This window comes from Moorena sp. SIO3I8 (genome assembly GCF_010692325.1).
GTDB lineage: Bacteria > Cyanobacteriota > Cyanobacteriia > Cyanobacteriales > Coleofasciculaceae > Moorena.
The window spans coordinates 21,475-35,178 of the sequence record NZ_JAAHHW010000071.1 but is presented as its reverse complement, the minus strand read 5'-3'; the positions used below and the strand labels follow the sequence as shown (position 1 = coordinate 35,178).

Below are 13,704 nucleotides of genomic sequence, written 5' to 3'. Positions count from 1 at the left end.
AGCGCCATGACACCAGCGCCATAGTTTGTAGCGGTTGGCGGCGGTCGTAGGTCAAGGAAGTTCACCCATCAAATTAACTATGCAACTCAACGACCGACTTATCTGCGCCCCAACCCTAGAAGAGGCAATTGACCATCAGCCTTTGATCGTTGCTCCTGATACTCTCCTAATAGACATAATTGCTTTGATGAGTAAGGAGCGAGGCAAAAGTTGTTCATTGCCCAATTTCGACTCACCGTCAGACCAGCTCAGCATTCGTGAGCCACGGTCTAGCTGCGTTTTGATAATGCACTCAGACCAGTTGCTGGGAATCTTTACTGAGCGGGATATTGTCCGGCTAACAGCTAATGGAATTAACTTTGAAGAGGTAACAGTAGCTGAGGTCATGGCACAGCCTGTGATTACGTTTCCTCAAACTGCTTGTCGGGATATCTTTGCCGCCTTATTCATATTTCGTCGGTATCGGATTCGCCACTTACCAATTGTCGATGATCACGGTCAGCTCGTGGGTGTTGTCTCACCAGAGCGAATTCGCCAGGTATTGCGACCAGCTAATCTGCTCAAGTTACGGCGGGTATCAGAAGTGATGACCCCCCAGGTGGTTAATGCCCTTCCAACTGTCTCAGTATTGAGTTTAGCCCGACTCATGAATAAGCACCGAGTTAGTTGTGTGGTGATTACCTCCGACCATGGAGAGGATAGCTGTATGCCAGTGGGGATTGTCACAGAGCGGGATATTGTCCAATTTCAGTCTCTGAAGCTGAATTTGTCTAAAGTCCAGGCTCAGGATGTCATGAGTACACCTCTATTTCTGCTGAGTCCTGAAGATTCTCTATGGACAGCTCATCAGGAAATGCAAAAGCGTCGTGTGCGGCGATTGGTGGTGTCTTGGAATTGGGGTCAAGGAATCGGTATTGTCACCCAAACCACCCTGCTGCGAGTGTTTGACCCAATGGAAATGTATGGCATTGTGGAGACATTGCAGCAAACCGTTGAGCAATTAGACCCAGCCAAAGAATCCGTTAACAAATCCCACAAAGCGATTACCCCTGGTGAGCAGTCTGGGGAGGTTCCAGAAAATGCGATCGCTTTATCAGGAGATAGTTTTAATCATCAATCAGAGCCACCCAACAGAGACCAAAACAGAGAACTAACAGTGATTTTGTCACAACGGATAGAGGGTCAAGGATTAAATCATTCCCAACAGTGTGAGGCTTTCAAATATCCCAAAAGTAACTTGGGTACCAGTCAAGATTATCAACTGTGTATCCTGCTCAACACTATTCAAGCTATTCTAGAAAACCTACTTAACCAGTCTAACCTATCATCAGAATTACGTCAAAGCCAGCTTAATTCAGCCTTAGATAATGTTGATCAAATGCGAGAGCTAATACAGAAAGCCCAAAACCAGTCTTGTCGGGATCAGGTCATGGTAGATCAGGTAGGTACTTCTAGCAGTTAAGCTAATCGAGATTTAATCGGCATATTTGACTTGCTCTGAGTTTTTTAAAGGGTGTTCCCCTGATGCTTCCCTTATCGGGTAGGTTAACTGTCAACAACAACTAATTGGAATTCCTTGAGTGCTGGTAAAAAGTTTTTGTTTTCATGACTAGGGCGCGTCAGTTTAATCAGGGCAAAACGTTGGATCGGAGTTAGTGCTGCCCACTGTTGAGTAGTTACTACGACTCCAAATTCCATAGCTTTTTCCGCCACGGTAGCTGGAATTACCTGAGAATTCATCCAGGGAGCTTGGGGATCAACCGGTAAATTAGAAGCCGGTTTTCCTGTATAGTTTATAACTAGCTGTTGAACATAGTCTCCATACTTTTGGATTGACTCGGTCGTAGTGCAGGGTAACTCTACCAGTTGCTGACGCTCTTGTTGATTAAACTGATGCCAGTGGCTCAGTTTAAGTTTGATGCCGCAAGTGTCTAATTTCATTCGCACTTGCATAGGAATACAGCGTAAAGAATCCACAAAATCGGCTTCAAATTGGAAAAAATTAGTCATAATCTTCTCAAAATTATTCATTAATAATGTTTTATTGTGCTAGTACTCCGTATAATCCAGTAACTAATTGATAGAGATATAATTGCAATTGCTAATCCAATTACCTGGCTTCCAGAAGTTGTTTTCAGGTCAAGAATAATGATTTTACGGGCAACGGCAATTAAAGACGTAACAACAACTAACTCAAGTTGAATAACATGTTTTCGCAGATAAGCGGTGATATTCTCTAAAATTTCTAGTGCAATGAGAATATTTAGAAACAGTCCAAATATTTTGAAAAGTGTTTTGCTCAAAACTATTGCTTCTGGATTGGTTATTTCTTTAACTAGTGAAATAACTAGGCTACTAAGTGCCACCAATATTACCACCACCATCACCAAAGAGAGAACTTTGGAAACAAAACCCTCGAACAGATTTAGCCCGTATAAGAAATTCTCATCTTTGCCTGCATCTCTAAGTTTTTGGAAGAGTTGTCTTAACCGCCTCATAGGAATAGGTTAGTAAAAAGACAGATGATGGTTGATTTTAACACTTCGACGGGGTATTAACGTAACAGATGAGTCAATGTTGTGGTTGGCTTTCCCTGATGCCACCTCCGATGTTCAACTATCGCAATCTCTATGACGTCATAAAGCCAAGAGGATCGGCAATAGGGAGGGCGTTGCTGATTCATGCAATGATTGACGGTAATTGGTAAATGGTAATTGGTCACTGAGCCGACTACACTTGACGAAGTCCCTTAGTTCACTAGCCCCAGAGGGAGAATAGACCGTAAGAGGGGACAGAGGGGGCAGATTGACCATGATATTTGTCACAAAAATTTACATTGGGGCTGGAGCAAGTTTTAGTAAAGATATAGTAAAGATTTCATGAAATTTCCCTTTAAGTTGAGTAGGGTGACATCTAGCTCCTAGATTTCCTTGTCAGTTTACTCAAGATTACGTGAAGATTATGTGAAATTTGCGTAATCTTGGTCATTTTGTGAAGAAAATATGAATAAAATGTGAATGTCTAAAATAAATGTGAGTTTTCGCTTGACAACCACCCCTCGAATTTACTAGATTTCCTTTTGTAGATGAACAAAGTTTCACGTTCAAGAGCATCGGCGTGAAATATAACTTCATCAACCTTACAGCCAAACTAATCCAATTTTGGATTTGTCTTTTTTGAAATAATCAAAGAGGGTAACTATGCTCAAGAAGCGTGATTTTATTGTTTCAGCTCACTCGGCCAGCTTTTTTAATAGAACTTGTAACTACTTCAGGCTAGACGCTATCGCCTTTATGGAGCTAAGGCTGAGTAGATATACTCAAAGCGCTCAGCTCAGCAGTTAGCCACACAGAAACTCTAGATAAAAACTCTAGAAGATTTGTAAATTCAGGTGCTCATCTGTTTCGGTGTCTAGGTGTTTGGGGATTTACTCCAGACAACAGAAAAGTGTTCTGTCTAAAGACAGAGGAATTTAATAAGGGTTTGTATTTGTTGTTGTAACGGGCCTGAAATAGGATCAATGTTTCACTACATCTGCGCTTAGTCTATTTAGGGAAGCCTCTGGTATTGTGAAAAATTAGGTGTAACATTAGGTGTCACAACAGCATCAACTTTGAAAAAATTATCCGACATACTCATGAACATACCATTAGGAAAGCGGAAGCCATCGCCGCGTTCTCTAATCCAGCTTTTTAATAAGAGCTTTTCAGGGGTGCTTAGCAAATTGAACCTTAAAACAGTAGCTTTGAAACCCACTGACGACCATAGCCATGGCTGGCAGTGCTGTGGGTTAACTATCTCGAACAGATTGCTGAGGGCTCTTACATCTGACACCTCCGACACGGGTGTTGGCACTGAAGCCATTGAACAGGATAGCAGCTATTTCCGGAATGATGTGCTATCGTCAAACGTATCAGTATCGGTGGGAGCCAAAAAGGGGGAAATCAGCTTACTGCAAGGGATGTTCAATCTCCTGAAAGTCTTCTGTGACATAACTGCAATCACTGCTCTGCCCGCATTACAAGGGACTGATATGGGGCTGATTGGAAAAATCCCACCCCACTGGCAAGTATTTAAGTTGGTAATTGATCTCAAACTCAATTCTGTTCTACTCCAGCAGTTGTTGAATCCATTGTGGCCAATGTTCACGGTGGCATATGTTGAGTAAATGAGCCTCAACATGTGCCACCGATTAATCCTTGGATTGAGAGTTTGTTATTGTCCCCCACGGTAGTTTGTAGCAGCAAAGCGTGTTTATGCAAAGCGTGTTTATGCAAAGCGTGTTTATACAATGTTTAGACCAAGAACTATGAGCTAAAACCCCATAGTAAGAGATGGGTCGCAATTGCAATAATCTTTAACCTGTTCCAAGGCTTAATTATTACCCCGGTGAACTGGCAACTTCCCTTTGCCAGTTGGGTATAGACCATTACAAGATGTCGTTAATTCTGGGTGATTACCATGGCCAAAAAATTGCTTTCAATAACTAGTAGACCATCAACTAGTAGAACATCTCAACCAACATCAACCTCTACGAGCTCTGAACAAGTCATGACTAATGAGCAGCTTAACCAGGTCGTAGAAGCTATCATCGCAGGCAAGTATTCTTGGGCTTGTGTGTTAGTTCTGCGTTTTTCTGGCTACAACCCCCTCCATTACATCCCTTACCGAACCTACAATCGGTTAATCAAAGAAAATAGTCAAGCTGGTAAGCATCCAGTTGGCAAAACCCCTGTCTCACAATCACAGGTTGTTAGTAAGGTCTAGTCAGCTAAGCGGGAAAGTTGGGAGATTCATCAAGTCTGAACAAAACCCACCTGCCTAGGTCAGTTGGATGGATTATTGATGGATGATTGATGCAGAGCCTACTTGTCAACGTCTTCCCTTTTAATCTGTTGAACTGCACTCGCATCAACCGCCCTATCTGCTTGCATCTAGCTGACATCTATTGGCTTGATGATCTGACTCAGACTTGACCTCCTATCTCCCTACCCCCTACCCGTCTTGGTTTACTTTACACCAGATGCTATAGGGGTAATTTAAAGTTTAAATGAAGTTTACTTAAAGTTTTGGTGAATTTTTTGTGAATTATTGGTAAAGAGCCGGTTAATGACTTGACAAACCCTAAGTTATTAGCTAACTAAATGTAGTTAATTGTAAATGGTTAATTGTAAATGGTTAATTGTTAAAAATCAATTTTCAATGTTTAACATATGAAGAATATAATCAGGGATTCGGCAGAGCATGGGTTACCACCGTCTGCCATCAACCCAGACCCTGCTAGCAATTTATCAGTAGTGCTTCAAAGCTTGACCCTAGACTCAGTTGATCCAAAGCTCAACTATGAATTTAGTCAATCATTTGACCTTGATCACTTCCAGCTAGGGGATAAAATCATTGCCTATACTAAACCAGAGCTATCCCAAGATTCTGTTGAGATTGAACAAGATCACCAATATCTTTACCTAGTTTGTCAGGGGCGGGTACGACTACTAGGCTTTGATGCTGAAAAACAGCGGGAGGTTTCCATACAGGTACTCGAAGAAGGGGAAACCTTTGGTGCCTATGATCTCTTAGGTAGTCTATCCTATCCTTACAGAGCGATCGCAGCGAGTTCAGGACAAGTTGCCCGTATTTCCCTAAATCAACTCTTGCCTTGGTTGGAACGGTTGCCGAAGTGGTCGGAAATCCTGGGGCAACAAGCCCAGCACCGGCAATGCCTAATTTTCTTCAAGACTTTGACCAAATTGCGTACGCTTAACGGTGTTAGCCTAAATCAACTGTTGCCCTACATCATAGAAACACGCATTGAGGCTGGGGAGTCTCTGGTGTCCTCTTCCCAAGCTGGGCATTGCTGGCTACGTAGTGGTCAAATGGCAACGCCAGAAGGAACAGAGGCAAATTCCTCTGCTCCATTTCCTAGGATCGGAGAAAGTTGGGGATATCCGATGCCAGTACCAACAGATTGGATTGCCCAAACTGATGTATTGCTTTACCAGCTGCCTCAAGAGCATTGGCAAGCGGCTTGCGCGATCGCACCAGTTTTGGCTAACTCCACCGACTCACCAGATCAGGAGAACAGGCAAAGTGCTAAAAATGGTGACGGTAAATCTCCATCGGCTCAAGGCTTAGTTAAAAAAACCCATACTCCGTCACCACATCCAAACCAGACTAGAGCACGACCGACTCGGCGAGTTTTAGAACCTCCTAAGCAACAAACGCCCCTTGAACCGAGTCAGTCAGAAAGCTTTGATTTTCCTAAACCAGCAAAGCAGGGTTGGAAATTCCTAAGGTTTTGGCAGCGCTATCCTTTTATTGAGCAGCAAGCTTCCTCGGATTGTGGTGCTGCCTGCTTAGCCATGATTGGGCAGTATTGGGGTAAACGGTTTGCTCTCAACTCCCTGCGGGAACTGGCGGGAGTGGGCCGTTCTGGTTCATCCCTCAAAGGTTTATCTAAAGCAGCAGAAAGTTTAGGCTTTCAAGCTAGTCCAGTCAGGGCTTCTTTAGGTCGCTTAGCCGATCGGAGTAATCCTTGGATTGCTCACTGGGAAGGGGATCACTATATTGTTGTCTACCAGGTAAAGGGTAATAAGGTACTTGTTGCAGATCCAGCAGTGGGGAAGCGATCGCTTGCTCGCAAAGACTTTCTCCAAGGTTGGACTGGGTATGCCATGCTATTGGATCCAACTCCCCAACTAGCAATTACTCCCAGCGACAAACGTTCTTTAGGGCCGTTTTGGGGGTTGCTATGGCCCCATCGCTCAGTCCTGCTGCAAATTATCTTGGCTACCCTGATCCTTCAGGTTTTTGGTCTGATTACTCCCTTATTTACCCAGATCATTCTTGACCGGGTGATTATTAACAGAAGCCTTGTCACTCTTAATGTCTTCTCCATTGGTCTAATCATCTTTGGCATTTGGACGATTGGGGTTAGTATAACCAGACGCTACTTGCTCGACTACTTTTCCAATCGGCTTAGTCTCACCTTCGTCAGTGGGTTCATAAACCATACCCTGACCTTACCTCTGAAGTTTTTTGAATCCCGCCAGGTGGGGGATATCCTGACCCGAATTCAGGAAACTGGAAAAATTCAGGGTTTTATAACTCAGCAAGCGATTGCTACTTGGCTAGATGTCATAATGGTGTTTGTCTATATTGGACTGATGCTCTACTACAATTGGCGTCTAACTGTGCTGGTGTTGGCAACGATTTTACCCATCGCCATCTTGACTGTGATTGCCAGTCCCTTTCTACGCCAGGTGTCCAGGGAAATCTTTAAAGAAGCAGCCCAACAAAATTCTATGTTAGTGGAAATGATGTCAGGGGTTGCTACTGTGAAAACGGCGGCTTCGGAACAAGAAGTGCGCTGGCGCTGGGAAGATCGCCTCACCAATCAGTTGAATGTACAATTTAAAGGTAGAAACCTGGCTAACGGGTTAGGGTCAATTAGTTCTCTAATTAATACTCTCAGCAGCACAGCTTTGCTTTGGTTTGGCGCTAGCTTAGTAATTAATGAGCAGCTTACTATCGGTCAGTATGTCGCGTTTAATATGCTCATTGGCCGAGTCACTGGTCCGATTTTGGCTCTAGTGAATCTTTGGGATGAGTTTCAAGAAATCTTGGTGTCTGTAGAACGGCTTAATGATGTCTTATCTGCTAAACCAGAGGAGAATCCTCAAGAACCGATGCTGGTTCTACCTGAGATTAAGGGTGATGTAATATTGGAAGATGTTACCTTCCGATACTCCGAGGATGAGGATCGCAATATCCTACAGAATATTTCCCTACAGATTAAGGCTGGAGAAACCATTGCTCTAGTGGGGCGCAGTGGCTCGGGCAAGAGTACCTTGGTGAAGCTACTGCAAGGTCTCTATCATCCGACTAATGGTCGTATTTTGATAGATGGACACGATATCCGCCATATTTCCCCGCAATCTTTGCGTTCTCAAATGGGTGTGGTACCCCAAGAATGTTTCTTGTTCTCGGGGACAATTGTCGAAAATATCACTCTCTACCGACCGGATTTCAGCCTGGATGAAGCCGTAGAGGTAGCCAAACTAGCAGAAGCTCATGCTTTTATTCAAGGTATGACTTTGGGATATAATACAAAAGTCGGAGAGCGAGGCTCTACCCTTTCTGGTGGACAGCGACAAAGGATTGCCATAGCCCGAGCCCTATTGGGCAACCCCAAGATTCTGATTCTGGATGAAGCGACTAGCTCCCTAGATACAGAATCCGAGCGCCGCTTTCAACAAAACTTAGCTCGCATTAGTCGCGATCGCACTACCTTCATCATCGCCCACCGCCTCTCTACAGTGCGCAATGCTGACTGCATCCTTGTCCTAGACCGAGGTGTTCTGGTCGAGAAAGGCAACCATGAGGAACTCATGGATCGTCAAGGTCTTTACTATCATCTAGCGCAGCAGCAGCTAGATCTTTAATATATCGTTAACAAGTGCTCATTAGTCATGAGTTATTAGTTATTAGTTATTTAGTCATTAGTCCTTTGTAAATACCAACAGACCCTGGTTAGTCACAAAGGACTAATGACTAATAAAATTTGAAGCTACTTATGACTATATCAAACTATGTAAAAATTTGCCAATTTGGCAACACAGTGATGTGAAAAGGAATAATGACTAAGGACAAATGAAATTTGAAGCTAGCTATCGCTATGTCAAGCTTTGTAAAAAAAAAACAAAAATCTGCCAATTTAGCAACATACTCAGATGAAATTGATCTTTTATCAGAAAAGTGGAAAACCCCTGTGTGAACAGAAGGGGAGAAAAACGTGTTTAGATATGGCTCCACACCCATCTCAAGCGCAACCGTTTAGAATCCCCTGAGAATCCCCCATGACGCACACTCACAGGATTGTTTAATTCCATTCCTTTGTTTAATTGATTCCCATTTACCCCACCAAAGGTGAGACGGAGGTAACTTGGAGAGCCTAACCCTAGGGTCAGTCCTGCTCAAGTCCACATCTGACAGCGTGCTCAGCCAAGCGGTTTGACCGACCGACGGCTACTTAAAGGGGAAGGGTTTAAGTTCTGATCTCGGGGTGCATTGAAGCTATCTGAAAAAGGGGCAAGTAGAGTCAGGTAATGCCAAAGATTTCGGTCTGCGCAACAATGCCAAACTCCCCCCGGGAAGCTAAGGGCAGCAAGAGAATTGGTCGCTTTCTTTCCCAAAACATTGGTCATTTCCCTAAAATGTTAATTTAGCGTGATCTACCACCATGACACAAGCAAAACCAATAAACTCCCCACCTGAGGCGGCTACGAGTCGTCAAGGTAACGTCGTTTTAATGCCATCAGGTCGCCTGAGACCTGATTATGACCAAGAGCCTGTAGCCTCACCCAGCACAGAGGTAGGAACCAATACTGCCAATGCTCCTAGTACGTCCAAATGGTCAACCTCCATACAAACTACCCTTGACCAGCCTCCGGCGAACCTTCCCCGGCTGCTGATGTTGGGTGGCTTAAGCTTCTGTACGATATTTGTGGCTTGGGCAACGTTTGGGCAGATTGATGAAGTCGGTAAAGCTCATGGAAGCTTAGTGCCAAAAGGGGACGTTTATAAAGTTGACCCGATTGAGCCAGGGAAGATTGCTAGTATTAAGGTCAAAGAAGGGCAAGCGGTTAAAGCTGGGGAAGTCTTGGTGGAACTGGATACAGAGCTTGCTACTCAGGAAGTAGAGCGTTTAGAGAAAGTGCTTAATGCCGACCGGATTAAGTTAGTTCAGATGCAAGGACTGCTTGAAAGAACCCGTCTGGAAGCAGAAACTCGTGAGCAGATTACCCAAGCAGAAGTTCAAGCACAACAAGCTGCGATCGCACGAGCACAAGCTAGTGCATCGGCAATTAGACAACAAATCATTCAACATCAGTTAGCTAAAGCCGCTAATCGCGAACGATTACAACGGATGAAGCTGGTGCAGGCGACAGCCCAAGAACTGCTCCAGCAACGGCGGGCTAATGTAGTGGCTCTTAAAGAACGACTCGATAATCTTAAGCCTCTGTTGGCAGAAGGAGCAATCTCCAAAGAACAGGTATTTCAAGCAGAACAAAGCTTTCGTGCTAGCCAAAGTGCTGTTACCGAAAGCAAACTGCAAGAGGGTTTGAGTACTCGCGAACAAATCTTTCAAGCTCAGCAAAGTATACGCGATCGCGAAGCGGCGACTAGTCAAAGCCAAGGTGAGCTACAACAAACTTTAGCAGAGATCAAACGACTAGAGGCAGAATTAGAGCATCGGCAAGCAACGGGACGCACCACTCGCCTAGAAGCACAGCAGAAAATTCAACAGTTGGAAGTGGAACTGACCCAAATCAAAGCTAGAATTTCTGAAAATGAAACCCTAGTTACTACTGCTAAAACCAGGCTCAAACAGAAGTTTCTTAAAGCGCCAGTGGATGGGATAATATCTTCCCTCAACATTTCTAATACTGGTCAAGTCGTGCAACCAGGACATAGCATCGCCGAAATCGCTCCTCAAGGTGCCCCCCTAGTGCTATCGGCAAGTTTGCCTACTCGCGAGGCAGGGTTTATTAACGAAGGAATGCCGGTGCAAGTGAAATTTGATGCCTATCCCTATCAGGATTACGGCATCATCAAAGGCAGGGTGATTTCCATTTCTTCCGATGCTAAAGCTGATCAAGTAATGGGTTCAGTCTATAAGGTGAAAGTGTCCCTTGACCGTGACTATGTGATTGAAGATGATGAAATCATCCGGTTTAAGGCTGGTCAGACCGCCAATGCTGACATCATCATCCGCCGCCGTCGGATTATCGATTTCTTATTGGATCCGATGCGACAGCTGCAAAAAAGTGGCATCGATCTATAGTGCTCTGTTGTCTCATTTTCATCACTGACTGATCGTTTTCCGTTGACGGTTAACAGTTGACCGTTAATTCTTAGTAGTCAACTTGCTAGTAATTCCTTGAAATCTGCAAGTTAACTGCACCCGACCTTATAAACTATTGACCTTTAGACTTACAGGATCAGAAATAACCATGACCTATCGTATTCCTTCTGCCAATACCAAGCTCGACAAAGTGATGGATACCGATAAGTTTAGCGAGATCGAGGAAGCCATCCTTGATGGCAAGTATTCTTGGGCTTGTGTGTTGATGCTACGCTTTGCGGGCCATAACCCCCTAGACTACATGCCTTCTAGAACCTACAGCCGCTTGCTCAAACAAAACCGGGATATGATCTTACAGAAGCAAGCTAGTATGATTAACAATGGCACTAAAGCCTTGAATGCACGGAAGCGTTTGAGCCAGATCAAAGATCTGGCTTATGTAGAGAAGCTTGGCAATAAAACCTCACAGGTCCACGGTGGGGATCAAGAACAGCAGTTGATCGCTGAACTGGAAGAAGAGGAATCCATGCTCAAGAAATTAGCGGATTATTTACGGCGAGACTGTTTGGTTTCCCTGTGGTGAGCAGGTGTAATCATTTTCCTACCCATGCTCCTTGTCATTACCACTACTGCTTAGCACTACACCGGATCAGACTAAGCCTGTGGTCAAACTAATTCATTAAGAACTGCCTTGTCCGTGTTGATGGACGAGGCGTTTTTTGATCTGATCACAGACCGGTATGAAACAGCCCTAGGAAAGATAGCCCTAGTAAAAATAGCCCTAGTAAAAACAGCCCTAGTACTTTGTCAATTTAGTTTTGAGGGTTAGGGCTAGGTGGCACGGTTAATGGTTAAGCGGGCCTAATCTAAGGGGTTTAAGCGTGGCTAATCCCTAGTTAACCTAAGTTCGACGTAACCCTGAAAGCCTTAATCTACCCTAGTTGCCCAACCCTTGTATTTCTTACTCTTTCGTCAAGCGATCGCTTATATCGAACTCAGGTTATACCAATTCTTAGCCCTCACAGGGCTACACATTATTAATTTCATCTCCCCATCTCCCCATCTCCCCACACTTCCCACACGCCCCACACGCCCCCTCTCCTCACACTTCCCACACTCCCTGCTCCCTGCTCCCTGTTCCCTGCTCCGCTGTTCCCTTTGCTATTAACTAATGACTCAACATCCCACGGACTTTAGCACCTACTTTAGTTGTGGGATGATTCAACCATCAATATCAAGCCAAAGTGGCGTTCATTTTTTTAATTAGATTAGATATAATAACCCGCTCATTACTAATAATTTACTTCAATAAAACCTCATCAACATTACCCATCTCTTTGAACTAATTCAGAATCGGTTACTAGTCACTCTTTAGTTGTGGGAGGAGTCAATCATTATTATCAAGCCAAAGTGGCGTTATTTTTTAAAATTAAATTAGATATAATTACCAGTTTATAACTAATAAAGTACTTCAATAAAAGCCCATCACAATTACCAATTTTTTTGAACTAATTCAGAATCGATTATTGCTCACTATTTAGTTGTGGGAGGAGTAAAGCATAAATATTAAGCCAAAGTGGCCAGCATTTTTTTAATTAGGTTAGATATAATGACCGGTTCCTAAATAATAAAGTACTTCGATACAACGCCATCAAAATTACCAATCTCTTTGAACTAATACAGAATTCGTTACTACTGAATAAATACTTATAGTAAATCCAGTAATTTTTAAAAAATAAAAGGTTGAAGCCAAATTGGCGAGACATGCCTAGGGGAATCTGGATATAGTTATATCAACAGCTCAAACAAAGCTGCTCGAAACAAAAAAAATCAACAACAAAGAAGGAGAAAATCAATGCTTATTTCTGACCTAAATCATCTAGAGTCCGTTGAAGCTAGCAAAGTTCAAGGTGGACTTTCATTAAGCAACAATTTCCAAAGCGTTTTCAAAACTAAAAGCACCATCGTAGAAAACGAACTTTTCAATACTACAGTTAACGTTAAAGTAGATATCGGTAATACTGCTACTGCTTCCGGTAATACTGCTTCTGAAGCTCAAAGCGATGCAGGTAATAATGTTGCTAGTAAGCAAGAAAGCTTCTTCTTGACTCTTGAGCAAGGTGGCGTAACTGCTACTAAGTCTCAAGGTATTGGATTCTCTGCTATCCAGTAGTAATTAGTCAGGATATTTTCCTGATTCATTAACTTTTAAACCTGGGTGTCTTCATATCCTAATAGAATGCAGTACCTTCAGTTCTATATGAACATGATTACACTCAGGTTTAGGTTTGATTGCTTCAGTGTGATTGCTTCAGGATAGTCAATCCTCGGCGTTACCAACAAAATTAACAACCAAGAAGGAGAAAATTAATGCTTATTTCTGACCTAAATCATCTAGAGTCCGTTGAAGCTAGCAAAGTTCAAGGTGGACTTTCCTTAACCAACAACTTCACCAGCATTTTCAGCACTAACAGCAGCATCGTAGAAAACGAACTTTTCAATACTACAGTTAACGTTAAAGTAGATATCGGTAATACTGCTACTGCTTCCGGTAATACTGCTTCTGAAGCTCAAAGCGATGCAGGTAATAATGTTGCTAGTAAGCAAGAAAGCTTCTTCTTGACTCTTGAGCAAGGTGGCGTAACTGCTACTAAGTCTCAAGGTATTGGATTCTCTGCTATCCAGTAGTAATTAGTCAGGATATTTTCCTGATTCATTAACTTTTAAACCTGGGTGTCTTCATATCCTAATAGAATGCAGTACCTTCAGTTCTATATGAACATGATTACACTCAGGTTTAGGTTTGATTGCTTCAGTGTGATTGCTTCAGGATAGTCAAT

10 protein-coding genes are annotated in these 13,704 nt (G+C 43.3%); 8 read left to right on the top strand and 2 right to left on the bottom strand.

The features are described 5' to 3' along the window. The first annotated feature begins 79 nt into the window (after positions 1-79). Entirely contained in the window at positions 80-1,462 is a 1,383-nt protein-coding gene (locus F6K51_RS23435) for a CBS domain-containing protein (RefSeq protein WP_293024727.1), read from the top strand. Positions 1,463-1,545: 83 nt separating this feature from the next. Here the strand turns inward: F6K51_RS23435 and F6K51_RS23430 are convergent, their stop codons facing one another. Together F6K51_RS23430 and F6K51_RS23425 are read right to left on the bottom strand one after the other, a co-directional pair. Beyond that, complete coding sequence (locus F6K51_RS23430; RefSeq protein WP_293024725.1) at positions 1,546-2,010, bottom strand: nitrate reductase associated protein; 465 nt, start codon at positions 2,008-2,010, stop codon at positions 1,546-1,548. 20 nt (positions 2,011-2,030) lie between these two features. After that, on the bottom strand, positions 2,031-2,498 hold the full coding sequence (locus tag F6K51_RS23425; RefSeq protein ID WP_293024723.1) for a phosphate-starvation-inducible PsiE family protein: 468 nt from the start codon (positions 2,496-2,498) through the stop codon (positions 2,031-2,033). Positions 2,499-3,745: 1,247 nt separating this feature from the next. Between F6K51_RS23425 and F6K51_RS23420 the strand changes: the two genes are divergently transcribed. The 7 genes from F6K51_RS23420 (at position 3,746) to F6K51_RS23390 (ending at position 13,552) form a co-directional block, all read left to right on the top strand. Then, a complete protein-coding gene (locus F6K51_RS23420; RefSeq protein ID WP_293024721.1) occupies positions 3,746-4,168 on the top strand; it encodes a hypothetical protein in 423 nt (140 codons plus the stop codon). A 293-nt stretch (positions 4,169-4,461) separates the two neighbouring features. Next, entirely contained in the window at positions 4,462-4,767 is a 306-nt protein-coding gene (locus F6K51_RS23415) for a HetP family heterocyst commitment protein (protein ID WP_293024719.1), read from the top strand. Between the two features lie 446 nt (positions 4,768-5,213). Further along, entirely contained in the window at positions 5,214-8,441 is a 3,228-nt protein-coding gene (locus F6K51_RS23410; RefSeq protein ID WP_293024717.1) for a peptide cleavage/export ABC transporter, read from the top strand. 797 nt (positions 8,442-9,238) lie between these two features. Continuing rightward, positions 9,239-10,843 carry an HlyD family efflux transporter periplasmic adaptor subunit gene (locus tag F6K51_RS23405; RefSeq protein ID WP_293024715.1) on the top strand — a complete coding sequence of 535 codons (1,605 nt, stop codon included), beginning with the start codon at positions 9,239-9,241 and terminating at the stop codon, positions 10,841-10,843. 169 nt (positions 10,844-11,012) lie between these two features. Continuing rightward, a complete protein-coding gene (locus F6K51_RS23400; protein WP_293024713.1) occupies positions 11,013-11,447 on the top strand; it encodes a HetP family heterocyst commitment protein in 435 nt (144 codons plus the stop codon). 1,272 nt (positions 11,448-12,719) lie between these two features. After that, positions 12,720-13,037: a hypothetical protein gene (locus tag F6K51_RS23395; RefSeq protein ID WP_293024712.1), complete on the top strand. Its 318-nt coding sequence runs from the start codon at positions 12,720-12,722 to the stop codon at positions 13,035-13,037. A gap of 197 nt (positions 13,038-13,234) precedes the next feature. Beyond that, the gene (locus tag F6K51_RS23390) at positions 13,235-13,552 is read left to right on the top strand and encodes a hypothetical protein (RefSeq protein WP_075895645.1); all 318 of its coding nucleotides are present in this window, start codon (positions 13,235-13,237) and stop codon (positions 13,550-13,552) included. Positions 13,553-13,704 lie beyond the last annotated feature (152 nt).